This is a genomic window from Mesorhizobium sp. M2A.F.Ca.ET.043.05.1.1 (genome assembly GCF_003952445.1).
Lineage (GTDB): Bacteria > Pseudomonadota > Alphaproteobacteria > Rhizobiales > Rhizobiaceae > Mesorhizobium.
Genome location: NZ_CP034446.1, coordinates 6,305,001 through 6,327,925, shown reverse-complemented (window position 1 = coordinate 6,327,925; position 22,925 = coordinate 6,305,001). Strand labels below are relative to the sequence as shown.

19 protein-coding genes, 1 tRNA gene and 2 rRNA genes (1 of these 22 only partly in view) are annotated in these 22,925 nt (G+C 63.1%); 11 read left to right on the top strand and 11 right to left on the bottom strand.

What is annotated here, in order from left to right; translation table 11 throughout:
- Nucleotides 1–282 precede the first annotated feature (282 nt).
- Nucleotides 283–1,638 carry a glutamine synthetase family protein gene (locus EJ069_RS30500; RefSeq protein WP_126064279.1) on the top strand — a complete coding sequence of 452 codons (1,356 nt, stop codon included), beginning with the start codon at nucleotides 283–285 and terminating at the stop codon, nucleotides 1,636–1,638.
- 145 nt (nucleotides 1,639–1,783) lie between these two features.
- On the opposite strand, the gene EJ069_RS33965 is transcribed toward EJ069_RS30500, so the two are convergent.
- Genes EJ069_RS33965 through EJ069_RS30490 form a run of 3 tightly spaced genes read right to left on the bottom strand, consistent with a single transcriptional unit; the run spans nucleotide 1,784 to nucleotide 3,062 of the window.
- The gene (locus tag EJ069_RS33965) at nucleotides 1,784–2,122 is read right to left on the bottom strand and encodes an FAD-binding protein (RefSeq protein ID WP_348639350.1); all 339 of its coding nucleotides are present in this window, start codon (nucleotides 2,120–2,122) and stop codon (nucleotides 1,784–1,786) included.
- Nucleotides 2,038–2,304: a hypothetical protein gene (locus EJ069_RS32950; RefSeq protein ID WP_189476046.1), complete on the bottom strand. Its 267-nt coding sequence runs from the start codon at nucleotides 2,302–2,304 to the stop codon at nucleotides 2,038–2,040. The genes EJ069_RS33965 and EJ069_RS32950 overlap by 85 nt, the downstream gene beginning before the upstream one ends.
- Nucleotides 2,305–2,351: 47 nt before the next feature.
- Complete coding sequence (locus EJ069_RS30490; RefSeq protein WP_126064277.1) at nucleotides 2,352–3,062, bottom strand: TetR/AcrR family transcriptional regulator; 711 nt, start codon at nucleotides 3,060–3,062, stop codon at nucleotides 2,352–2,354.
- Between the two features lie 191 nt (nucleotides 3,063–3,253).
- Between EJ069_RS30490 and EJ069_RS30485 the strand changes: the two genes are divergently transcribed.
- The 7 genes from EJ069_RS30485 to EJ069_RS30455 all read left to right on the top strand — a co-directional run bounded on the left by EJ069_RS30485 (nucleotide 3,254) and on the right by EJ069_RS30455 (nucleotide 12,059).
- Nucleotides 3,254–4,366 carry a sugar ABC transporter substrate-binding protein gene (locus EJ069_RS30485; protein ID WP_126064276.1) on the top strand — a complete coding sequence of 371 codons (1,113 nt, stop codon included), beginning with the start codon at nucleotides 3,254–3,256 and terminating at the stop codon, nucleotides 4,364–4,366.
- A 72-nt stretch (nucleotides 4,367–4,438) separates the two neighbouring features.
- Nucleotides 4,439–5,404, top strand: coding sequence for an ABC transporter permease (locus tag EJ069_RS30480; protein ID WP_126064275.1), 966 nt, complete (start codon nucleotides 4,439–4,441; stop codon nucleotides 5,402–5,404).
- Between the two features lie 7 nt (nucleotides 5,405–5,411).
- Nucleotides 5,412–6,917 carry a sugar ABC transporter ATP-binding protein gene (locus EJ069_RS30475; protein WP_126064274.1) on the top strand — a complete coding sequence of 502 codons (1,506 nt, stop codon included), beginning with the start codon at nucleotides 5,412–5,414 and terminating at the stop codon, nucleotides 6,915–6,917.
- Nucleotides 6,918–6,926: 9 nt separating this feature from the next.
- A complete protein-coding gene (locus EJ069_RS30470) occupies nucleotides 6,927–7,868 on the top strand; it encodes an ABC transporter permease (RefSeq protein WP_112126082.1) in 942 nt (313 codons plus the stop codon).
- A 10-nt stretch (nucleotides 7,869–7,878) separates the two neighbouring features.
- Nucleotides 7,879–8,901 (top strand): alcohol dehydrogenase catalytic domain-containing protein, encoded by a 1,023-nt coding sequence (locus EJ069_RS30465; RefSeq protein WP_245456365.1) that lies wholly within the window; start codon nucleotides 7,879–7,881, stop codon nucleotides 8,899–8,901.
- A 57-nt stretch (nucleotides 8,902–8,958) separates the two neighbouring features.
- Complete coding sequence (locus EJ069_RS30460; RefSeq protein WP_126064272.1) at nucleotides 8,959–10,455, top strand: aldehyde dehydrogenase family protein; 1,497 nt, start codon at nucleotides 8,959–8,961, stop codon at nucleotides 10,453–10,455.
- On the top strand, nucleotides 10,455–12,059 hold the full coding sequence (locus EJ069_RS30455) for a GMC family oxidoreductase N-terminal domain-containing protein (RefSeq protein ID WP_126064271.1): 1,605 nt from the start codon (nucleotides 10,455–10,457) through the stop codon (nucleotides 12,057–12,059). The genes EJ069_RS30460 and EJ069_RS30455 overlap by 1 nt, the downstream gene beginning before the upstream one ends.
- A gap of 19 nt (nucleotides 12,060–12,078) precedes the next feature.
- On the opposite strand, the gene EJ069_RS30450 is transcribed toward EJ069_RS30455, so the two are convergent.
- Nucleotides 12,079–12,900, bottom strand: a complete 822-nt coding sequence (locus EJ069_RS30450) for an aldo/keto reductase (RefSeq protein ID WP_126064270.1) — start codon at nucleotides 12,898–12,900, stop codon at nucleotides 12,079–12,081.
- Between the two features lie 114 nt (nucleotides 12,901–13,014).
- Here EJ069_RS30450 and EJ069_RS30445 point away from each other — a divergent pair, with 114 nt between their 5' ends.
- Together EJ069_RS30445 and EJ069_RS30440 are read left to right on the top strand one after the other, a co-directional pair.
- Nucleotides 13,015–14,586: an acyl CoA:acetate/3-ketoacid CoA transferase gene (locus tag EJ069_RS30445; protein WP_126064269.1), complete on the top strand. Its 1,572-nt coding sequence runs from the start codon at nucleotides 13,015–13,017 to the stop codon at nucleotides 14,584–14,586.
- Nucleotides 14,583–15,353: an enoyl-CoA hydratase/isomerase family protein gene (locus EJ069_RS30440; RefSeq protein WP_126064268.1), complete on the top strand. Its 771-nt coding sequence runs from the start codon at nucleotides 14,583–14,585 to the stop codon at nucleotides 15,351–15,353. The genes EJ069_RS30445 and EJ069_RS30440 overlap by 4 nt, the downstream gene beginning before the upstream one ends.
- A 126-nt stretch (nucleotides 15,354–15,479) precedes the next feature.
- Here EJ069_RS30440 and EJ069_RS30435 read toward each other — a convergent pair whose 3' ends face one another.
- Genes EJ069_RS30435 through EJ069_RS30420 form a run of 4 tightly spaced genes read right to left on the bottom strand, consistent with a single transcriptional unit; the run spans nucleotide 15,480 to nucleotide 19,449 of the window.
- Nucleotides 15,480–16,340 carry a sugar phosphate isomerase/epimerase family protein gene (locus EJ069_RS30435; protein ID WP_126064267.1) on the bottom strand — a complete coding sequence of 287 codons (861 nt, stop codon included), beginning with the start codon at nucleotides 16,338–16,340 and terminating at the stop codon, nucleotides 15,480–15,482.
- Between the two features lie 8 nt (nucleotides 16,341–16,348).
- Nucleotides 16,349–17,497 carry a dihydrodipicolinate synthase family protein gene (locus tag EJ069_RS30430; RefSeq protein ID WP_126064266.1) on the bottom strand — a complete coding sequence of 383 codons (1,149 nt, stop codon included), beginning with the start codon at nucleotides 17,495–17,497 and terminating at the stop codon, nucleotides 16,349–16,351.
- Nucleotides 17,498–17,524: 27 nt separating this feature from the next.
- Nucleotides 17,525–18,307, bottom strand: a complete 783-nt coding sequence (locus EJ069_RS30425; RefSeq protein WP_126064265.1) for a 3-ketoacyl-ACP reductase — start codon at nucleotides 18,305–18,307, stop codon at nucleotides 17,525–17,527.
- Complete coding sequence (locus tag EJ069_RS30420; RefSeq protein WP_126064264.1) at nucleotides 18,304–19,449, bottom strand: acyl-CoA dehydrogenase family protein; 1,146 nt, start codon at nucleotides 19,447–19,449, stop codon at nucleotides 18,304–18,306. The genes EJ069_RS30425 and EJ069_RS30420 overlap by 4 nt, the downstream gene beginning before the upstream one ends.
- 158 nt (nucleotides 19,450–19,607) lie before the next feature.
- Here EJ069_RS30420 and EJ069_RS30415 point away from each other — a divergent pair, with 158 nt between their 5' ends.
- Nucleotides 19,608–20,624, top strand: a complete 1,017-nt coding sequence (locus EJ069_RS30415) for an aldo/keto reductase (RefSeq protein WP_126064263.1) — start codon at nucleotides 19,608–19,610, stop codon at nucleotides 20,622–20,624.
- 163 nt (nucleotides 20,625–20,787) lie between these two features.
- Here EJ069_RS30415 and EJ069_RS30410 read toward each other — a convergent pair.
- The 3 genes from EJ069_RS30410 to EJ069_RS30400 form a co-directional block, all read right to left on the bottom strand.
- Nucleotides 20,788–20,864, bottom strand: a tRNA-Met gene (locus tag EJ069_RS30410).
- A gap of 229 nt (nucleotides 20,865–21,093) precedes the next feature.
- Nucleotides 21,094–21,208: ribosomal RNA gene (gene rrf / locus EJ069_RS30405) — 5S ribosomal RNA — on the bottom strand.
- A gap of 145 nt (nucleotides 21,209–21,353) precedes the next feature.
- Nucleotides 21,354–22,925 (bottom strand): 23S ribosomal RNA (locus EJ069_RS30400); it runs 1,252 nt beyond the window's last position.

The window sequence follows — 22,925 nt, the reverse complement described above, 5'->3', positions numbered from 1 at the left end:
TCGATAGCATGAGGTCGCTGCTATCAGCGTAACTGCGCGATCAATCGCGGGTAGCTAAGATGACGACACGCCGCATCGGGCTTGGCTTTCACCGGCCATGTCGCTATGCTGCGATCGCAGATCGCGATAATGGACCTGAAATGCCGCCCGATATCCCAGCTAGTGACTTGAAAAAATGAAGAAAAGCCATTCGGCGCCAGCCGATGCGGCCTTCATAAACTCACAAGCTGAAAATTGGATATCGTAGCCTGAAAGGGCTACAGCGCCTAAAGGGGCTGGAAATTGAGCGACGCGATCACGGACGTTTTGAACTGGCTTGAAAGCAGGAAGGACATCCAGAGCCTGAGGGCGGCGGTGTGCGACCTGAACGGCATCATGCGCGGCAAGCGCATTCCGGTCGAGCAGGCGCGCAAGGCGCTCGAAGGCAAGCTGCGCATGCCCTATTCGGCCATCGGCCTCGACATCTGGGGCGAGGACATCGAGGGCAATGCCCAGGTGTTCTCGACCGGCGACGCCGACGGGCTTTGCCACTGGACCGGGCGGGGCATACTGCCCGTCAACTGGACGGCCCATCCGACCGCGCTGCTGCCGCTCTGGCTGGCGGACGACAGCGGCGCGCCCTATCTCGGCGATCCGCGCCGCGCGCTCGCCCGCATCCTCGACCGCTACGCCGCGCTCGGCCTGACGCCCGTCACCGCGACCGAGCTCGAATTCTACCTCGTCGACCCGACCTCGCAGCGCCCTGTCGGCCCCGTCTCGCCGGTCACCGGCCGGCGTCTCGATTCCGACGCGGCGCTCTCGATCGACGAGGTCGACGATTTCGAGGCCTTCATCCACGATATCTACGAAGCCTGCCGCATGCAGGACATTCCGGTCGACACCGCGATCGCCGAGAACGGCGTCGGCCAGTTCGAGATCAATTTGAACCATGTGCCCGATGCCTTGCGCGCCGCCGACGATGCGGTGCTTTTCAAGCGTACCGTGAAGGGCATCGCCCGCAAGCATGGCTTCGCCGCCTGCTTCATGGCCAAGCCTTATGGCGAACGCGCCGGCAACGGTTTCCATGTCCATTTCAGCGTGCTCGACAGGCAAGGCCGCAACATCTTCGACGACGGTTCCGACCAGGGCTCCGACACCATGCGCCACGCCGTCGGCGGCCTGCTTGCCGCGATGGCGCAAAGCACGCTGGTGTTCGCCCCGCATTTCAATTCCTACCGCCGGCTGCGGCCGAGATCCTACGCGCCGACCGCCGTCGCCTGGGGCTACGAGAACCGCATGGTGGCGATCCGCATTCCGGGCGGACCTTCGGCTGCGCGCCGCATCGAGCATCGCGTCTCCGGCGCCGACGCCAATCCCTATCTGGTGCTGGCGGCGATCCTCGGCGCGGCGTTGATCGGCATCGAGCGCCAGCTCTCGCCCGGCGAGCCGACCGGCGGCGAAGGCCTGGGGCTGACGCTCGCCAAGCTGCCGCCGGACTGGGCCTCGGCCATCGCCGCCTTCGAGTCCGGTCCGCGCGTCGCCGAGATCTTCCCGGACGTGCTGCGCGACGCCTTTGTCGCCTGCAAGCGCCAGGAGTTGAACACTTTCGCGCTGAATGTCAGCGACTTCGAGATCGAGACCTATCTCGAGAGCGTTTGAGGTCGGCGACGCTGAAGTGGGAGCAGGAGAGCGGCCGGGCTCGACTGCACCGGTCATGAACCACTCGCGAGGAATCGGCTTTCCCGAGCCGGCCGTCGACCGGAACGCTCTCAGGCCGGCCGTATGCGTATTCGCCCTGGAGAGATCATCGGTTCTGGTGAAGGATGGTTTCGGCGGCGATGAAGCCCCAGGTCATGTTCGGACCGAGGGTCGTGCCGGCTCCCACGGCGCGCGTGCCGATCGGATTGGCCATGGCCAGCCCCGCCGCGTAGAGCCCGGGAATGATCGAACCGTCCGGCCTCAGCACCTGCGCCCGCTCGTTGGTGCGGGCGCCGCCCTTGGTGCCGAGGACCGAGCGGTTCATCGTCATGCCGATGTAGGGCGGCTTGTCGATCGGCTTCAGGCGGTTCCCGGACCGTGCGCCTTGTAATCCTCCCAGCCGTTCTCGCCGCGGCGGAAATCCTCGTCGCGTCCCTTGGCACAAAAGCCGTTCCAGCGGGCGATCGTGTCTTCGAGCGCCGCCGCCGGCAGTCCGAGCTTTGCGGCGAGGCCACCGATTGTATCGGCCTTCTTGAGCCATTGACGTTCGTAGGAGGCATACCAGCGGAACGGCAGCGACGTTTTCAGGAAACGGTGGTCGCCGAAAAGGATGACGCGGTCGGCCAAAATGCAGGTGACACACCCGTGGGGACCTCAGCATTCCGAGGCAAGCATCATGCGCTCACAAGCCTCATAATGGTGTCGATATTGAATTCCAGACGCTCATTTAGAGCGTCTTTCTCCATGAGGTCGCGCTCGAAAATAATCGAGCCTGTGAACCTGTTGGTCAGATAGTAGTATCCGATTGCGGCGATCGTGATGTTGAGCTGCACAGGGTCGATACCGGCGCGGAAGTCGCCGCTGCTGACGCCCCGCTCAAGTATGCCCGACACCATGGCGACGAATTTGCGGCTGGCGGTCTTGATCAGCTCGGACTTCTTCACATGCTTGCCGCGGTGAAGGTTCTCGCTGTTGACCAGGGTAATGAACTCCGGATTCTTCAGATAATACTGCCATGTAAACCGCACGAGGCGTTCAAGGGCATCCCTCGGTTCCAGGTCGTCGAGATGAAGTTTCTGCTCGGCCGTGCGGATGTCCAGATAGGCATTTTCCACCACAGTCTGGAAGAGACCGTCCTTACTGCCGAAGTAATGATAAATCATACGCTTGTTGGCGTTGGCCTTGGCCGCGATAACATCGACACGCGCGCCGCCGAGGCCGTTCTTGGCGAAATCGCTCTTCGCCGCTTCCAGAATACGAAGCTTGGTCGCTTCGGCATCCCGAAGCCGCTTCTTCTTGGCGACATTGCCTGATTTTCCGGACGTTGCGTCCACCTTGGCCGCTCCCTTGGTTCCAGTTCCAGCGTGCTGTCGACGATCGGTCATGCGCTGAAAGTCATTTCAATTGTCCAAGAAGTCAACAGGCCGCGCACCGTGCCGCCGCTTGACTCTCGCACATTCAGGAAGTAACTAGATGGTGCATTCAGCGACCAAGAGAGCGGTTTGGACGGCCTGGCTTCTCGAGGTTGCTCAATAGACGGCCCGCCCTTGCGGGCTGTCGCCAAATGGGAGGTAACATGTCGACTTTCATCAAGGATTTCATCGAGCGCGAGACCGTCAATCGGCGCAATTTCCTGCTCGCCACGGCTACCGGCATGGGGGCGATGGCCGTGCCATTCGCCTTCGGCGGCAGCGCTGCCCGGGCGGCGATCAGCGACCCGGCGATCGCCTGGTCGTACCGCGACCGCGCCTCGGCTTACTGGAACTCGATCGTGTCGGGCGGCGAGGCATTCGTGGAATCCCTGGGCAAGCCCAAGGATTCCCTCGTCTCGCTGATCAACGAAGGCTCCTCCGAAAAGTCGCTGGCCGACATCAAGGCGTTCCTGGCCAAGACCGGGGGCAAGTGCGCTATCGCCTGCGACGCCAATGACAGCCCGAACGCGCGTCCGGTGGTCGAGGCTGTGCGTGAGGCCGGCGCCTACATTTCCACCATCTGGAACAAGACCGACGACCTGCACCCGTGGGACATCGGCGACAATTACGTCTCGCACATGACCTGGTCGGACGAGAAGCCGGCCGAGCAGACGGCGCGGATCCTGTTCGACGCCATGGGCGGCAAGGGCGGCGTCGTGCATCTGGGTGGCATTGCCGCCAACAACCCGGCAATCGAGCGTCTGAACGGCTTGAAGAACGCCTTGAAGGACTTTCCCGATATCGAGCTTCTGGATGCTCAGCCCGCCGACTGGGACACGACCAAGGGCACGGAGCTGATGGCGTCTTTCCTGACGCGCTTCGGCGACAAGATCACCGGCGTGCATTGCGCCAACGACAACATCGCCTATGGCGTGATCGAGGCGCTACGCGCCGAGGGAATCGAGAATATGCCGATCGTCGCCTATGACGGAAATCCGGAAGCCGTGAAGCTGGTGATGGAGGGCAAGCTCCTGGCAACCGTCTTCACCAATCCGCACTGGGGCGGCGGCATCACGGCGGCGCTCGCCTATTACGCCGCGACCGGCGCCTTCAAGCCTTCGGAAGAACCGAAGGAGCACCGCGAATTCTACGGCCCGACGGTCCTCGTCACCAAGAAGGACGCCGCGGATTTCAAGGCCAAATATCTCGACGCCGTTCCTTCCTACAATTGGAAGGATTTCTGGGGACCGAGCAACGGCCAGATCAAGTACAAGTGATACGAAGCTCGATCGAGCGGCCCTGAAACGGGCCGCTCCCCCTACACGGCACGCTTGGACGGGAGGCCGGAGTTGCCACGCATCCTCACGCGGGAGAACGCGATCCGCTGGGCGCCCTTCATGGTGCTTCTCGCGCTCATAGTGCTGTTCACGGCGATAAACCCCTCATTCCTGTCGCAACGCAACTTCGCGCGCATCGCGATCGCGGCGGCGCCCGCGCTCATGGTGGCGGTCGGGGTGACTTTCATCATCGTGATGGGTTCCATCGACCTTTCCATGGAGGGCGTCGTTTCCCTGACCGCCGTTCTTTTTTGCTTCCTGATGCTGGCGCTCGGCGGAACCCTCGCGTCGGGCGGCTGGATCGCAATCCCGCTCATTCTCGCCGTCGGGGCCGCGATCGGCCTGGTGAACGGTTTCATCCACGTCAAGCTGAAGATACCATCCTTCATGGCGAGCCTCGCGCTCGGATTCGTCGGCACGGGCGCCGCGATCCTGCTGACCGGCGGCGACATCGTCAAATTCAACGATCCGACGTTCCGCGCCCTGCTGACCTGGCGCATTCTCGGCTTTCCGCTGATGATCTATGTCGCGGGGCTCTGCCTCGTCCTCGCCTGGTTCATCCAGTCCCAGACCCGCCTTGGGCGTTACTTTTATGCGGTCGGCGGCGGCGAGGAACTCGCCCATGCCTCGGGCGTGCGGGTGCAGCATGTCAGGATGGCCGGCTTCTCGCTTGCCGGCTTCTTTTACGCGATCGCGGCGATCCTGCAGGTGGCGAAGCTCGGCCAAGCGGAATCCGTTACCGGATCCAACTTCATGTTCATGTCCATCACTTCGGTGGTGGTCGGCGGCGTGGCGCTCTGGGGTGGCATCGGCGGCGTTTGGAACACGCTCGTCGGCGTCCTGATCGTCGCCGTCATCAACAACGGCATGGTGGTCATCGGCCTGCCCGATTTCCTGCAGGCCGCCGTTCTCGGGCTGCTGGTCATCATCGCGGTCATCCTGTCGACGGACCGGCGCGCGGTCGCGTTCGTCAAGTGAGGCCGCAATGTATGAATTGAAAGCCGTCGAAAAGAAGTTTCCGGGCGTCCATGCGCTGAAATCGGTCGACTTTTCCATCAGCCGGGGCGAGATCGTCGGGCTGGTGGGCGAGAATGGCGCTGGCAAATCCACGCTCATGAAGGTGATCTACGGCGCCTACCAGCCCGACGGCGGCGAGATGCTCATCGATGGCAAGCCTGTCCGGTTCGGCGGCCCGCGCGACGCCATGGAGCGAGGCATCGGCATGGTGTTTCAGGAGCAATCGCTGATCACCAACCTGTCCGTGATGGAAAACGTCTTCCTGGGCTATGAAGACCAGTTCTCGCGCTTCGGCGTTGTCAACTGGAGGGCGATGGCCAAAGCCGCCGGGAAGCAGCTTGCAAAGGTCAAGCTCGACATCGATCCGCGCACCATCACCTCGAGCCTTTCCTTCGCGCAGCGCCAGCTTGTGGAACTGGCCAAGGTGCTGACCTTGGAGGAACGGGTGCAGGGTCATCTGGTCGTCCTGCTCGACGAGCCGACCTCGGTGCTGGCCGAGGAAGAGGTGAAGCTGTTGTTCAAGCTCGTGCGGGAACTGACGACGCGCGCTTCCTTCATCTTCGTGTCCCACCGCATGGACGAGGTGATGGAGCTCTCCGACCGGATCTATGTGATGAAGGACGGCCAGGTGGTCGATGTAGTCTCGCGCGGCGCGGCGACGCCGGAGGCGATTCAGCACAAGATGGTCGGCCGCCATGTCGACAAGGAATATTACCGTGAGCAGCGGCAAAAGCCCTACGACGCGACGAGGCCGCTGGTCGAGCTGTCGGGCGTGGACCTGCCAGGACGGGTTCACGATATCTCGCTGACGCTGCATGCCGGCGAGGTCCTGTGCCTGGTCGGCACCGAGGGCTCCGGCCGCGAAGCGATCCTTCGAACAATCTACGGCATGCGCACGCCCACCAAGGGCACACTGAAGATCAAGGGCGAGACCGTCTCCAGGCTGACCGCCCGCGCAGCGGTGGAGCGCGGCGTCGGCTATGTGCCGCGCGAGCGCAAGATCGAGGGCATCGTGGCCGGCATGAATGTCTACGAGAACATGACGCTCTCGCAAATGCCGCACTACGCGCGGATGGGCTGGCTCGACGTGGCCGACGAGCGTGCCCTTGCCAGGAAATGGATCGGCAAGCTCGCCATCAAGGCAAGCTCCGAATATGCCGACTGCGGCAACCTTTCCGGCGGCAACCAGCAGAAGGTCGTGCTTGCCAAATGGCGGTCGGGCGGCTCCGACATCATGCTGCTCGATCATCCGACCCGAGGCCTGGACATCGGTGCCAAGGAGGATGTGTACGACATGATCAGGGAGATGTCCGACGACGGGGTCGGCGTTGTCCTGGTCGCCGACACGCTCGAAGAGGCGATCGGCCTCTCCCACACCATCGTCGTCATCAAGGACGGTGAGATCCAGAAGCGCTTCGACTGCGTGCCCGGTTCCAAGCCGACGCTCTACGACCTTCTGCACTACATGATCTGAGGGGCCTCCATGGACATCCAACGCCTTAAGCCGCACTTCCCCTGGATTACCCTCCTGGTCCTGGTCACGATCGTCGGCATCGCCGATCCGAGCTTCCTCAAGCCCGCCAATCTGCTGAGCCTTGCAGGCGATATCGTGCCGCTGTTCATCATGGCGCTGGGACTGACCTTCGCGATCTACATCGGCGGCATCGACCTGTCGGCACAGTCGATGGCGAACATGATCACCGTCGTCGCCTCGGTCTATCTGGCGCCGTTGGGGATCTGGGTGGCGGCCCTCTGCATCCTTGCTGGGTTCACACTGGGAACGCTCTCCGGCTACCTGACCACCCGCATGTATGTCCCGTCCTTCATCTCCACGCTGGCCGTCGGCGGCATCTGCTTTTCGGTGGCGCAATGGCTTTCCGGCAACCGCGCCCTGAACATGGACGCCACCCAGCGCAACGAGACGTTCGGCTGGATGATCGGTCGAACCGGCATCGTGCCGCACGAGCTCTTCATCGCCATCGGCCTGCTGGCGATCTGCCTGCTCATAGAACGGCGCACCGTCCTTGGACGCGCGCTGAAGGCCGTGGGCGCCGGCGAACTCGCCGCGGCCGCGTCCGGTCTCAACGTCGCCCGCTACAAAATCCTCGCCTTTGCGATATCCGGAGGGCTGGCCGCGGTGGCCGGGCTGCTGTTCTCCGTCAAGCTGTCGGGCGGCGCGCCGACGATCGCCAACGGCTTCCTGCTGCCGGCCATCGTCGCGGTGCTTGTCGGCGGAACGCCGCTGACGGGCGGCGTCGGCGGTGTTCTCAATACCGCGATTGGCACGCTGATCGTGGCGGTCATCCGCGCGTCGATGCTCTATTTCGGCATCGCGGCGACGCAGCAACAGATGGTTTTCGGCCTGGTGCTGATCGCGGCCATCGCCCTGACCATCGACCGCTCCAAGCTTCGCACGGTGAAGTGAGATGGCAACAATGCGCGCCGCCGTCCTGACCGCTCCGCATCGTTTCGATCTGCGCGAGGTCGCCGTTCCGGAGGTGGGACCTGACGACGCCTTGATCCGTGTCCAGCGGACCGGCATATGCGGCACGGACATCCATATGTTCAACGGTCACTATGCGGCCGACCGGCTGCCGTTGGTGCCGGGCCACGAGTTTGCCGGGACGGTCGCAGCGACAGGCGAGCGTGTGAAGCATATCAAGCCGGGCACGACCTGCGTCGCGGACATCAATATCGGCTGCGGCCAATGCTATTGGTGTCGCCGCAACGAGATCCTCAACTGCCCGTCGATGACGCAGGTGGGCATCGGGCGCGAAGGCGCCTTCGCCGAATATGTGTGCGTGCCGGCCAGGCTTGTCATACCGGCTCCAGACGATGTGCCGGGTGAGGTGCTTGCCCTGACGGAGCCGGTGTCCTGCGTGGTGCGCGCCGCGCGCAAGGCGCAGGCGAGTTTCGGCCAGGCCGTGGTGGTCCTCGGAGCCGGACCAATCGGCAATCTGCATGTCCAGATGATGCGCCTGTGCGGCGCCGCGCCAATCATCGTCGCCGACCTGTCGGAAGACCGTTGCCGCCTTGCCCTTGAAGCCGGAGCGGACGCAGCGGTCGCCGATCCCGCCCAGCTTAAGGCGGAGATCCTGAAAAGGACCGGCGGTCGCGGCGCGGATCTCGTGATCGAGAGCGTCGGTTCGCCGCGGCTTTACGCGCTCGCTTTCGAGCTCATCCGCAAGGGCGGTCATGTCGCTTTCTTCGGCCTCACCGGACCCAACGACACGGTGCCGGTCGATATCCTTCGCACCATCCTCGAGGAGAACAGTCTCAAGGGCTCGGTCGCCGGCATGGGCGAGGACATGCACGATGCGCTCACACTCTTGTCGCATGGCCGCTTCCGAACCGAGGCGTTCACACGCGCGACCTTCCCGCTCGACGACATCCAGCGCGCCTTCGAGACCCTGGCCGAGCGGCCCCGGGATCTCAAGACGCAAATCATATTGAACTAGGCGCCGGCGACCCGCCTGCCGCGAGCGGCGGGCGCACCGCCAGAACGGAGGCATTCCATGCTCGATTTCACCGACCGCGCACCCCTGCCGGATGCACCACGCGAATTCGGTTTCTGGTCGGACGGATCCTGGCGCCAGGGCGGCGCATTGTTCGAGCGCCGGTCGCCGGGCCACGGCGTGCCGGTGACGCTCACGCCCAGATGCACGGTGGACGACCTCAATGCCGCCGTCGCGGCGGCGCGCCGCGCATTCGAAGATCGCCGGTGGGCCGGACTGCCAGGCGCGGACCGTGCCGGCGTGCTGCTGCGGGCGGCCGAGATCGTGCGCCGCCGCCGCGACGAAATCGCCTATTGGGAAGTCCTCGAGAATGGCAAGCCGATCTCCCAGGCGCGCGGCGAGATCGATCACTGCATTGCCTGCTTCGAGGTCGGCGCGGGCGCCGCGAGGCTGTTGCATGGCGACAGCTTCAACAGTCTCGGCGACGGCCTTTTCGGCATGGTGCTGCGCGAGCCGGTCGGCGTGGTCGGGCTGATCACGCCCTGGAATTTCCCATTCCTGATCCTGTGCGAGCGCATTCCCTTCATCCTTGCCAGCGGATGCACCGTGGTCGTCAAGCCTTCGGAGGTCACGTCGGCGACCACGCTGCTGCTCGGCGAGATCCTTTCCGAAGCCGGCGCGCCGGACGGCGTCTATAACGTCGTCACCGGATCGGGCCGGACGATTGGCCAGGCCCTGAGCGAGCATCCCGATGTCGACATGCTGTCCTTTACCGGTTCGACATCCGTCGGACGCTCATGCGTCCATGCGGCGGCCGATTCGAACTTCAAGAAACTCGGCCTGGAACTGGGCGGCAAGAATCCGATCATCGTCTTTGCGGACAGCGACCTCGAGGACGCGGCGGACGGCGCGGCCTTCGGCATAAGCTTCAACACGGGCCAGTGCTGCGTGTCGTCGAGCCGCGTCATCGTGGAGCGCTCGGTCGCTCGCGAGTTCGAGGAAATCCTTGCCGCCAAGATGGCCAGGATCGTCGTCGGCGATCCGCTGCAGACGAAGACGCAGGTTGGAGCCATCACCACCGATGCGCAGAATTCGACCATCCTGAGCTATATCGACAAGGGCAAGGCAGAAGGGGCAACGCTTGTCGCCGGGGGGCACGCCCTGGATCTCGGCGGCGGTCAGTATATCGCGCCGACACTGTTTTCCGGAGTCACGCCCGAAATGTCGATTGCCCGCGATGAAATCTTCGGGCCCGTCCTGTCGTCCTTCCATTTCGATACGGTCGAGGAGGCCATCGGCCTCGCCAACGACACGGTGTATGGCCTGGCTGCCAGTGTGTGGACAAAGAACATAGACAAGGCGCTGGTGGTGACGCGGCGCGTGCGCGCCGGCCGGTTCTGGGTGAACACGATCATGGCCGGGGGGCCGGAAATGCCGCTCGGCGGGTTCAAGCAGTCCGGCTGGGGAAGAGAGGCCGGAATGTACGGCGTGGAGGAATACACACAGGTGAAGTCCGTCCACATCGAGGTCGGCAAGCGTACGCACTGGATCAAGTGATGACGACAGGTTTCGACTATGTGATCGTCGGCGCAGGCTCTTCGGGCTGCGTTCTTGCCGCGCGTCTGTCCGAGAATCCGGCAGTCCGCGTCTGCATAATCGAGGCTGGCGGCAAGGACAGCCACCCGCTGATCCATATGCCGGTCGGCTTCGCCAAAATGACCACCGGACCGCTCACCTGGGGCCTGGTGACGGCTCCGCAGAAGCACGCAGACAATCGCGAGATCCTCTACGCGCAGGCAAAGGTGCTGGGCGGCGGCTCGTCGATCAATGCCGAGGTCTATACACGCGGGCACGAGACCGACTACGACCGGTGGGCGAGCGAGGAAGGCGCGGACGGCTGGGCGTTCAAGGACGTGCGCAAGTACTTCCTTCGTTCCGAGGGCAACAGCATATTCTCCGGCAGCCTCCACGGCACCGACGGACCGCTCGGCGTATCGAACATACCCGATCCGAACGTCGTCTCGCGCGCCTTCGTCCAGAGCTGCCAGGAATACGGGCTGCCCTATAATCCGGATTTCAACGGCGCGAAGCAGGAAGGCACGGGCATCTACCAGACCACGACGCGCAACGCCCGCCGCTGCTCGGCCGCCGTGGGTTACCTCAAGCCTGCCCTGGCTCGCCCGAACCTAACGCTGATCACGGGGGCGCTGGTCCACCGCCTCGTCTTCAAAGGCCGCCGGGCCGTTGGCGTCGAATGCTCGGTCGGCGGCTCGCTGAAGGTCATAAATGCCGACAGCGAAGTGCTGGTCACCTCGGGAGCGATCGGAACGCCGAAGCTGATGATGCTGTCCGGCGTCGGCCCCGTCCAGCACCTGCGCCATCATGGTATCGAGACGATCCAGGATCTCCCGGGCGTCGGGCAGAACCTCCAGGATCATTTCGGCATCGACATCGTGGCCGAGCTGAAAGGCCACGATTCACTCGACAAGTTCAACAAGACCCACTGGATGCTGTGGGCCGGCATTCAGTACATGCTGTTCAAGACCGGACCGATAACGTCGAATGTGGTCGAGGGCGGCGCCTTCTGGCATTCCTCGAGCAACCATGCCGGAGCGGTTCCGGATCTGCAGTTCCACTTCCTGGCGGGAGCCGGCGCGGAAGCGGGCGTGCCGTCGGTTCCGAAGGGATCGTCCGGCATCACGTTGAACAGCTACACGCTGCGCCCGAAATCGCGTGGGAGCGTGATGCTCCGTTCGCCGGATCCGCGCGACAATCCGGTCGTCGATCCCAATTTCCTCGCGGACCCGGACGACCTCAGAGTGTCGGTCGAAGGCATCAAGATCAGCCGGGAGATATTCAATCAGCCTTCGCTGCGAAAATTCATCAAGGAACTGCGTTTCCCTGACACAAATGTGCGCTCGCAGTCAGACTATGAAGCCTATGCGCGACGCTACGGCCGCACCTCGTATCACCCGACCTGCACCTGCAAGATGGGGAAGGACGCGTTGTCCGTGGTGGACCCTCAACTGCGCGTGCATGGGCTCGACGGCATTCGCATATGCGACAGCTCGGTGATGCCGTCGCTGGTGGGGTCAAACACCAACGCGGCGACTATCATGATCGGCGAGCATGCGTCGGACCTGATCCGAGGCAACCGCTAGCATCTTCCTGTTCGCGCGCTCAGGCGTCGAAATCCGGCGCATAGGGGATCAGCCACTTGCCGACAACGCGATAACCGACGGCATTCATGGCGTCGATGCGGTCCATGTCGATACTCGACAAGGTGAAGTCCATCACGTCGAAATTGGAGCGGATGTTGTCCGGCTTGGTGGACATCGTGTTGATCGGCAAACCCTTCTGCAGGATCCAGCGCAGCACGACCTGGGCAGCTGACTTGCCGTATGTGGCGCCGATGTCGGCGAAAAGCGGGTGCTTGAAGACCTCGCCGCGCGCGACCGAGCAGTAGGACGAAAGCGGGATACCCGTTTCACTCGCGGCCGCCAGCAGCTTGCGCTGGTCAAGCAGCGGATGGAATTCCACCTGATTGGTCACGAGCGGCACGCCGGTGATCTGCCTCGCCTGGCGCATCATCGCCGCTGTGTAATTCGAAACGCCGATGGTGCCGGCGAAACCCCGCTCCTGAGCTTCCTGAAGCAGTTCCAGGGAAAGCTCGATGTCGCCTCCCGGCGTCGGCCAGTGAAGCAAAAGGATATCGACGCGATCCAACCTCAGATCCCGCAAGGACTGTTCTACCGATGGGATGAACCGTTCCCGCGAGAAGTTCTCAACCGTGACCTTTGTCGTGATGCAGAGCTCGTCCCTGGCTATGCCGCTCTCGGCCAAGGCCAGGCCCGTGTCGGCTTCATTGCCATAGGCCTGAGCCGTGTCGAACGCGCGGTAACCCGCATCGATCGCAGCCGCGATCGCAGCGCGCAGCGTATCCCCCTTAAGAGGGAAAGTTCCAAACATCCGCTGGTTCGTCTTTTGGAACATGATGTTCATAAAAATCCTCCCACTGGTTGCCGTCGGCGCGGAGCTTGCCTTGCAAGCCGCAGGCGGCTATATCACGTTTATAACTATCTAGTTACTTATTGCCAAGCCTTATGGAGAGGTAGCGTGAGCAAGGTCAGGTCCGCAGCGGAGGCTGTCGCCGCGATAGGCGACGGAGCGGTGGTAGCGGTCAATTCGTCGTCCGGTCTGCTTTGCCCGGATGCCGTGCTGGAAGCCCTTGGCAAAAGTTTCGCGGCCGAAGGGGCGCCGCGCAACATCACCACCATCCATCCGATTGCCGCCGGCGACATGTTCGGCACCAAGGGGGTCGATCACATTGCCCTGCCGGGCTTGATCAGTCGCATAATCGGCGGCTCATATCCCTCAGGACCGACCAACGCCGAGCCGCCGCTGATCTGGCAGCGTATCCTGGCCGAGGACGTGGCGGCCTGGAACTTCCCCTCCGGAATCGTGTTCGACATGCTGCGCGAGGGCGCGGCGCAGCGTCCGGGTGTGTTGACCAAGGTCGGCATGGGCACATTTGTCGATCCGATGCTCGAGGGCGGAGCCATGAACGCTTCGGCCCGGAAGGCGCCAATCGTGCGGCGCGTCGAATTCAACGGCGAGACCTGGCTTCACTTCCCTCCGCTCCGGCCGGATGTGGCGATCATCCGCGCGACTACCGCCGACGAGAAGGGAAACCTCACCTTCGAGCAGGAAGGCGCGACGCTCGGCGCCATGGAAATGGCGCTTGCGGCGCGCAACTGCGGCGGCATCGTCATTGCCCAGGTCAAGCGCGTCGCGGCTCAGGGCACGCTGCGGCCGCATGATGTGCATGTGCCCGGTATCCTGGTGGATTTCATCGTCGAGGCGCCGGACCAGCTGCAGACCACGGCGACCGCTTATGATCCGGCCATATCGGGAGAACTGTTCCGGCCGCTGCACACGTTCCGCACCCCGGAATACAATGTCTCCAAGGTCATAGCGCGCCGCGTCGCGCAGGAGCTTCGAGCGGGCTGGGCGGTCAATATCGGCTTCGGAATCTCGGCCAACGTGCCTCGCATCCTGATCGAAGAGGGCCTGCACGGCGCCGTTACCTGGGTGATCGAGCAAGGGCCGGTGGGCGGCGTGCCATTGCTCGACTTCAAGTTCGGCTGCGCTTCCAACGCGGAGGCCTTCGTCGCCTCGCCGCACCTTTTCACCTACTTCCAGGCCGGAGGCTTCGACTGCTCCTTGCTGTCGTTCCTCGAAATCGGCTCCGACGGATCCGTCAACGTCTCGCGACTTTCCTCGACGCCGCATCGCACCGCCGGCGCCGGCGGCTTCGTGGACATCACCTCGCGAGCGCGCAAGATCGTGTTCTCCGGCAACTTCAACGCCGGCGCGAAGATGCGGCTGGAGAACGGCAAGCTGGTCATCGACAAGGAAGGCAAGGTCGCAAAGATCGTCCCGAAGGTGGACCAGGTCAGCTTCTCAGGCGCGCGCGCCGTCAGCCAGGGCCAGGACGTCACCTATGTGACGGAAAGGTGCGTCATCCGCCTGACCGCCGAGGGCCTGGTCGTCACCGAAATAGCCCCCGGGCTCGACCTCGAGCGCGATGTCCTGCGGCAGGCGGCGGCTCCCCTCGCGGTCTCGCCGGCACTGAAGCTGATGGACGCGGCGTTGTTCCTCGACCAGCCGATCGGGTTGCGTCTGTGAGCGATCCCCGTCTCGACCTCAGCTTCGACGGAGCGGTCGCGCGTATGACCATCCGCCGGCCTCAGAAGCTCAATGCGCTCGATGCCGCGATGGTCGATGCGCTCGTGCCGCTGTGCAGGGCGGTGGAGCGTTCCGCGGCGAAGGTGCTGATCCTGACCGGCGAGGGCGAGAAATCCTTCTGCGCGGGCGGCGACGTCGCCGCCTGGAGCGCGCTCGACCCGGCGGAGTTCGCGCGCCACTGGATCCGCGACGGCCATGCCGGCTTAGACGCTCTCGCCAGGCTTTCGCAACCGGTCATTGCCGTCCTCAACGGCCATTGCCTCGGCGGAGGCCTGGAACTTGCGGCCTGCGCCGACTATCGGATCGCCGAGAGCCACGCCCGCATCGGTCTGCCTGAAACCGGCCTCGGGATCATACCGGGCTGGTCGGGCACCCAGCGCACGGCTCGCCGTTTCGGCGCCCAGTTGATCCGGCGCATGTCGCTCTTCGGCGAGGTCTATTCCGCCGACGAGGCCTTGAGATTGTCGCTTGTCGACAAGGTCGTCGGCAAGGGTGACGGCCTCGCGGCGGCCGAGGAACTTGCAGCTATCGTTGCAAGCCGGTCCGCTACCGCGACGGAGCTCGCCAAGATGCTCATCAACGCTGCCGAGGGCGAGGAACGGGAGCGTGTCCTGGATGCGTTTGCCGGACGTATCGCCGCCGGCAGCGACGACCTTCGGGCGGGCCTGGCAGCCTTCCGGGAAAAGGGCCGCCGGTCGGGAGGCTGATCTCAGGCCCAATCTGAACGCGGTAGGAGTCTGTTTCGCGAGGCGGCGGCTGACTGCTGAACAGTCCCTCGAACCTGGGATACCCGCAGGGGCTTCGAGCGCTGCCCGGCTATCCAGCCTCTGTCTTCAACAAACGGAGCGGAAGCGCTCCACGCAGGCGTCCAGCACGTCCCCGGGGTCGCGCTTCCACCAGTTCTGCGCCGAGAACACCTCCACCTCGCACGGCCCGTCGTAGCCGGCCGCTTCCACCGCCGCGCGGATCGCCTTTAGGTCGGCCACGCCGTCTCCCATCATGCCGCGGTCGAGCAGCACGTCGCGTGTCTGCGCCAGCCAATCGCACAGGTGATAGCCGAAAATGCGTTTCGGCCCGGCCCGCAGCAATTCGCCGGCGAGCGCACGATCCCACCAGACGTGGTAGACGTCGACCGCGACGCCAACGTTGGGCGCATCAATGGCAAGGCAAAGATCGACCGCGTCGCGCATCGTCACCAGGCAGGAGCGGTCGCCACCATAAACCGGATGCAGCGGCTCCAGAGCCAGGCGAACGCTTCTGACTGCCGCGTAGGCTGCAGCTTCGGCGACACGGTCAGCGACCAGCTTGAGGCTCTCGCCGATGCCTTTCGTTCCTGGCTCGACCCCACCGCAAACGATGGTCAGGACAGGCGCGCCGAGACCGGCGGCCATGTCGATCGCGGCGCGGAAATCGACCATGATCGCCGCGCGGCCGGGCAGCGCAAGCGGGCCGGTGAGGTAAGGCGCGCGGCACAGGCCGACGACACTCAGGCCGGCCGCGCGAACCCGCTCGCCGATTTCGACGGCACGGCCGCCGATTTCGCGACGCCAGAAGACAATGCCGCGTATGCCGCGCTCCGCGCATGCATCGACGACTCGCTCGACCGACCAGCCCGCGCCGTGACCGTCGAGATTGTGGCCGAGCGTCGCCGTATTGAGCGCCAGCGCGGAATGGTTCCTCGTCAAGTCGCGCATGGTTCCGCTCAAAGACCATAAAGGGCAAGCAGCTTGCGCATACGTGCGGCAGCCAGCTCGGGATCCGCCAGGAGGCCGCATCCGTCGGCCAGCGTGAACACCTCCACGAAATAGGGCAGCGGCCGCATCGACTGGGCGCCTCCCAGCATGATGAAATGATCCTGGAACCCGTTCAGCCAGGCAAGGAACACGACCCCCGTCTTGTAGTATTGGGTGGGCGGTCGAAAGATCAGGCGCGCGAGCGGCACGGTCGGGTCCAGCGCGGCGTGGAACCCTTGGGTGTCGCCCTGGCCGAGCCGGTCGATGGCGTAGGCGGCGGCCGGCGCCAAGGGATCGAAGATACCAAGCAGGGCATGCGAGAACCCCTGTTCGTCACCCGCGATCAGCTCCGGATAATTGAAGTCGTCGCCGGTATACATCTTCACGCCGGCGGGCAGACGACGGCGCATCGCGATTTCCTTCTCCTTGTCGAGGAGGGAAATCTTGATGCCGTCGATCCTGGCGGTGTTGTTTCCGCTGATCGCCAAGACCGTCTCGAGCGCGTCCTCGAAGCGGGCGGCTCCCCAATAACCCTTGAGGGCCGGATCGAACATCTCTCCCAGCCAGTGCAGGATCACCGGCCTGTCGCAGCGCGCGAGCACATCGCCATAGATCGAAACATAATCCTCGGGCGAACGCGCCACGGTCGCCAATGCCCGGCTGGCCATGACGATCAATCTGCCGCCGACCTTCTGGATGGCCTCGAGCTGCTCGAAATAGGCTCGGCGAACATCGTCGAGCGTGCGTGCATCGGCCGGTCCGAGCTGATCGGTGCCGGCGCCGTTGAAGACGAGCGCGTCGGGCAGCTCGCTCCTGGTCCTGCGGATCAGCTCCAAGGCCGAAGGCCAATCGAGGCCCATGCCACGCTGCGCGGTGTCCATCGCCTCGGCGATGCCGAGGCCGAGGCCGTGAAGATGGCGCCTGAATGCCATCGTGGCCTTCCAGTCGATGGCGGCGGGACCGCCGGGATCGCTGAAGCCGAAAGGATCCGCCACAACGTGGGCCGCCGACAGCACGGTACGTGGCGCATCGGAGGGCAATCGCGCGGCCGGAATCGTCCTGCCCTGAAGCCGGTAGTCGGAAAGTCTGCCTGTGTTATCCGGCAGTTGGATGATCATGGCGTTCTCCCTGACGATACGCCGCAGTCAGAACCGCGGCACCAGCATGCCCGCGTCGACGGCAATGACATGGCCGGTCGTATAGGGCAGCTCGCCCGTGGCGAGCGTCGCCATGACGCGACCGACATCTTCCGGCTTGCCGAGGCGGCGGATCAATGTCAGCCCCTCCTGGTCGATGCGGCGCTGGTAAGTCTCGCTGACCGCCTTGGTCATGGCTGTTTCGATCAGGCCAGGCCTGATGTCGTAGACGGCGATGTTCTCGCGGCCGAGGCGGACGGCGAAGATCTGGCTGACCATCGCGGACCCGGCCTTGGACACGCAATATTCGGCGCGCGGCTCCGCCACCGCCGTGGCATTGGAGGAAGAGACGTTGATCAGGCTGTAGAAGCGGTCGTCATCGCGCTCGCGGGCAAGCAGCCGCCTGGCCCAACGCTGCGACAGGAAGAACTGCGCCTTGGTGTTGATTGCCTGGCAGCGGTCGTAGCTCTCCTCCGTGACGTCGAGCGGGTCGCCGCGCGAAATGACCGACACGCCGGCATTGTTGATCAGCGTCGACAGGGGACCGATTGCGGCCTCGGCGGCTTCGAGCATGCTTTCGTGGCCGCCGAGATCGGCAACGTCGCCCGCGACACGCGCGACCGGGCCGCCGAGCGCAGCGACGGCGGCTTCGGCGGCTTTCAATTCCTCGTCATCGGACGGACCGTTGAGCGCCACGCCGAACCCGCGCCGGGCGAGCTCCAATGCCGCCGCAAGCCCGATGCCGCGGCTCGATCCCGTGACGAAGGCTGCATGACGCGATCCGGCACTCACGCCCGGGCTCCATGCTTGAGGAGCTCGCGGGCGATGATCATGCGCTGGATCTGGTTGGTGCCTTCATAGATCTGGGTGATCTTGGCATCCCGATAGAGGCGCTCGACCTCGAAGCCGCGTATGTAGCCGGAGCCGCCGAAGACCTGCACGGCATCGGCGGTGCGCGCCACGGCTATGTCTCCCGCGAAACATTTGGCGATCGAGCAGGCCTTGGTTGCGTTCTCCCCCGCATCGATCTTCTCGGCGGCGCTGCGCACGAGCAGACGGGCCGCCTCGATGTCCTTCGCCATATCGGCAAGCAGCCACTGCACGCCCTGGAAATCGGCAATCGGCTTGCCGAACTGACGCCGCTGCTGGGCATAGTCGACCGCCGCCTCCAGCCCGGCCTGCGCTATGCCGACGGCGAGCGAAGCGATGCCGACACGCCCCTTGTCCAGCACGCTCATCATCATGTGGAAACCGCGACCTTCTTCGCCCAGCAGCGCTTCGGGACCCAGGACGACATCGTTGAAATTGAGCGCGCCGACCTGACTGGCCCGCTGACCCATCTTATGTTCCTTCGGACCGCGCTCTATTCCCTTGGCGTGCAGGTCGACGATGAAGATCGACATGCCGCGATGGCCCGCATCCTTGTCGGTGCGCGCCAGCACGAAACCGACGTCGGCGACCGGCGCGTTGTGGATCCAGATCTTGCCGCCGTTCAGCCGCCATCCATCCCCGTCGCGCGTCGCGGTGGTGCGTATCCCGGAAACATCGGTCCCGGCTTCCGGCTCAGTGATGCAGTAGGCAGCCTTCTTCTCGGCGCGCATGGCAGGCCCCAGCCACTGCTGCCGCTGCGCCTCGCTGCCATGCTGGACAAGCAAGGTGCTGATCAGCTCGACGAGGCCGCATTGATCGGCGACTGACGCATAGCCGCGCGACAGTTCTTCCATCACCAGCGCATAGGTAAGCGTGTCGAAGCCGGGACCGCCCATGGTCTCCGGAACGCCGATACCGAAGAGACCGAGCTCGCCCATCTGCTCATATATCTCGCCAGGAAAGCGCTCATCCCGATCAAGCGCCTCGGCAACTGGACGAATGACATCCTCGGCAAACTGGCGCGCCATCTCGCGCACCTGCTGCTGCGTTTCGCTCAGCGGCACGGCCGACCTCCCTATGTAACTATCTGGTTACTCCTACGCTGGAATCGTCGGCGGCGTCAAGCGGCGGACTTCGCAGCGCTATGCCTTGCCGTTACAAGTGCTTGCCGCATCACGTGATCTTAAATATAAATAACCAGTTGGTTACTCAGGGAGGATACATGAAGCCGTCTGACAAGCGCGTATTCGGCCGGTCCGGCCTCAACGTTACGGCCTTCGCGTTCGGAACCGCTCCTATCGGCAATTTCCTTCAGCCCATAGACGAGCAGACCGCGGATGCCATGATTCAGACCGCGTGGGATGCGGGCATACGTTTCTACGACACGGCGCCGATGTACGGCCACGGCCTTTCGGAACTGCGGGCCGGGCATTCGTTGCGCTGGAAGAAGCGCGACGAGTTCGTCCTCGCCAGCAAGGTGGGCCGGGTGCTGAAGCCCGCGAAACGCTCCGAGATCGACTTCGCGCCGTGGTCGAATGCCGCGCCGAACACCATGAGTTTCGATTATTCCTACGACGGCACCATGCGGTCGTTCGAAGATTCGCTGCAGCGCCTGGCGCTTGAACACATCGACATGCTGTTCATCCATGACATCGATCGATTCACCCGTGGCGACGAGCAGCCGGAAGTTTTCCGGCAGGCGATGGATGGCTGCTGGCGGGCATTGGAGAAACTGCGCTCCGAAGGCGTCGTGAAGGCGATCGGCGTTGGGGTCAACGAATGGCAGGTTTGCCACGAGGCGCTGAAGCAGCGCGACTTCGACTGCTTCCTGCTGGCGGGCCGCTATACGCTGCTCGAACAGGAAGCCCTCGACGAGTTCCTGCCGCTTTGCGTCGAGCGCGGTGCGGCGGTGCTGGTCGGCGGGGGCTTCAATTCCGGCATCCTGGCCACGGGCGCCGTTCCCGGCGCCAAGTACAATTATTCACCGGCGCCAAAGCCCGTCATGGAGAAAGTGGCGAAGATCGAGGAGGTCTGCCGCGCGCATGGCGTGCCGCTGCCGGCCGCCGCCTTGCAGTTCGTGGTGGCGCATCCGGCCATCCCGTCCTTCTGCGCCGGCACTCGCACCGTCCAGCAACTCGAGCAGAACCTTGCCTGGTTCAGTTACCCGATCCCCGGCGAGTTCTGGCAAGACCTGAAGAAGAACGGGCTGTTGCGGGAAGACGCGCCGGTGCCGGCATGAGTGTCGACGTGCGAGGGAAATCGCTCACAGGCCTTGGGCTGAGCTACGAGGACGTGGAGATCGGCGACCATTTCGAAACGCCTTCCACAGAAGCGACCGCGGCCCGCCCTTAAACGCAAAAACCGCCCCGGTTAGACCGGGACGGTTATTGATTTGATAAAATTGGTTGCGGGGACAGGATTTGAACCTGTGACCTTCAGGTTATGAGCCTGACGAGCTACCGGGCTGCTCCACCCCGCGTCACTACGAGCAAGCGTTTGCTTGCGACTACGAGCAAGCGTTTGCTTGCGTTGTTGGGCGTAAGCGCAAGCCTGGGAATAGGCTGGCCTACAGATAGGTAGATGGCTCACCAAATGAAAGGGCCGCTTTCGCGGCCCGTGGTCCCGTTGGCGGGCCTTTATCGTAGAGAGAAGATTTAGCTCCATCCGGGTTTTTGATCCGGATGTGAGGGTGAACATGCGCTTGGCAGACCTGGCAGCGACCTACTCTCCCGCGTCTTGAGACGAAGTACCATCAGCGCTGGAGCGTTTCACGGCCGAGTTCGGAATGGGATCGGGTGCAGCCGCTCCGCCATAACCACCAGGTCGGCAAAACGCATGTTCAATCGAGAAGCTGTTGAAGCACGATCCGAAGGATCGTCGCAACGCGATCCAAAGGATCGTCGTTTTTGTGCAATTCGTGCCGGCGACAATCCTTTGGATTGCGCCTTGATGGATATAAGTAATGAGAACGATCAAGCCTATCGAACTATTAGTACCGGTAAGCTTCAAGCGTTGCCGCTCTTCCACACCCGGCCTATCAACGTGGTCGTCTTCCACGGTTCTCAGGGAATACTCGTTTCAAGGTGGGTTTCCCGCTTAGATGCCTTCAGCGGTTATCCCGTCCGGATATAGCTACCCTGCAATGCGGCTGGCGCCACAACAGGTCCACCAGAGATCCGTCCATCCCGGTCCTCTCGTACTAGGGACAGATCCTTTCAATATTCCTACACCCACGGCAGATAGGGACCGAACTGTCTCACGACGTTCTGAACCCAACTCACGTACCGCTTTAAATGGCGAACAGCCATACCCTTGGGACCTGCTCCAGCCCCAGGATGCGATGAGTCGACATCGAGGTGCCAAACAACCCCGTCGATATGGACTCTTGGGGGTCATCAGCCTGTTATCCCCGGCGTACCTTTTATCCGTTGAGCGATGGCCCTTCCACGCGGGACCACCGGATCACTATGACCGACTTTCGTCTCTGCTCGACTTGTCAGTCTCGCAGTCAGGCAGGCTTATGCCATTGCACTCAGCGAACGATTTCCGACCGTTCTGAGCCCACCATCGCGCGCCTCCGTTACTCTTTAGGAGGCGACCGCCCCAGTCAAACTACCCACCATACATTGTCCCGGACCCGGATAACGGGCCGCGGTTAGACATCCATAGTAATAAGGGTGGTATTTCAAGGGTGGCTCCACCTGAGCTGGCGCCCAGGCTTCAAAGCCTACCACCTATCCTACACATGCCACTACGAATGCCAATGTAAAGCTATAGTAAAGGTGCACGGGGTCTTTCCGTCTAACCGCAGGAACCCCGCATCTTCACGGGGAATTCAATTTCACTGAGTCTATGCTGGAGACAGCGGGGAAGTCGTTACGCCATTCGTGCAGGTCGGAACTTACCCGACAAGGAATTTCGCTACCTTAGGACCGTTATAGTTACGGCCGCCGTTTACTGGGGCTTCGATTCAGAGCTTGCACCCCTCCTCTTAACCTTCCAGCACCGGGCAGGCGTCAGACCCTATACGTCGCCTTGCGGCTTCGCAGAGCCCTGTGTTTTTGATAAACAGTCGCTACCCCCTGGTCTGTGCCACCCTCCTCCACTTGCGTAGAAAAGGGTCACGCTTCTTCCGAAGTTACGCGTGCAATTTGCCGAGTTCCTTCAGCATAGTTCTCTCAAGCGCCTTGGTATACTCTACCTGACCACCAGTGTCGGTTTCGGGTACGGTCTATAAGGAGGAGCTATTTCCTGGAACCACTCCGCTGCCCGTTCAATCCGATAAGATTGGACAACTTGTGTGATCCGTCACTACCTCCAGGCCCACGAATATTAACGTGGTTCCCATCGACTACGCGTTTCCGCCTCGTCTTAGGGGCCGGCTAACCCTGCTCAGATTAACTTTAAGCAGGAACCCTTGGTCTTTCGGCGGGGAGTCTCTCACTCCCCTTACGTTACTCATGTCAGCATTCGCACTTCTGATACCTCCACCGCCCCTCACGGGTACGGCTTCATCAGCTTACAGAACGCTCCGCTACCG

What these genes read in the sequence shown, in the direction of transcription:
- EJ069_RS30490 (WP_126064277.1), bottom strand. Translation starts at nt 3,062, where the DNA reads ATGACCGATCGTCGACAGCACGCTGGAACTGGAACCAAGGGAGCGGCC.
- EJ069_RS30485 (WP_126064276.1), top strand. Translation starts at nt 3,254, where the DNA reads ATGTCGACTTTCATCAAGGATTTCATCGAGCGCGAGACCGTCAATCGG.
- EJ069_RS30475 (WP_126064274.1), top strand. Translation starts at nt 5,412, where the DNA reads ATGTATGAATTGAAAGCCGTCGAAAAGAAGTTTCCGGGCGTCCATGCG.
- EJ069_RS30470 (WP_112126082.1), top strand. Translation starts at nt 6,927, where the DNA reads ATGGACATCCAACGCCTTAAGCCGCACTTCCCCTGGATTACCCTCCTG.
- EJ069_RS30465 (WP_245456365.1), top strand. Translation starts at nt 7,879, where the DNA reads ATGCGCGCCGCCGTCCTGACCGCTCCGCATCGTTTCGATCTGCGCGAG.
- EJ069_RS30460 (WP_126064272.1), top strand. Translation starts at nt 8,959, where the DNA reads ATGCTCGATTTCACCGACCGCGCACCCCTGCCGGATGCACCACGCGAA.
- EJ069_RS30455 (WP_126064271.1), top strand. Translation starts at nt 10,455, where the DNA reads ATGACGACAGGTTTCGACTATGTGATCGTCGGCGCAGGCTCTTCGGGC.
- EJ069_RS30450 (WP_126064270.1), bottom strand. Translation starts at nt 12,900, where the DNA reads ATGAACATCATGTTCCAAAAGACGAACCAGCGGATGTTTGGAACTTTC.
- EJ069_RS30435 (WP_126064267.1), bottom strand. Translation starts at nt 16,340, where the DNA reads ATGCGCGACTTGACGAGGAACCATTCCGCGCTGGCGCTCAATACGGCG.
- EJ069_RS30430 (WP_126064266.1), bottom strand. Translation starts at nt 17,497, where the DNA reads ATGATCATCCAACTGCCGGATAACACAGGCAGACTTTCCGACTACCGG.
- EJ069_RS30415 (WP_126064263.1), top strand. Translation starts at nt 19,608, where the DNA reads ATGAAGCCGTCTGACAAGCGCGTATTCGGCCGGTCCGGCCTCAACGTT.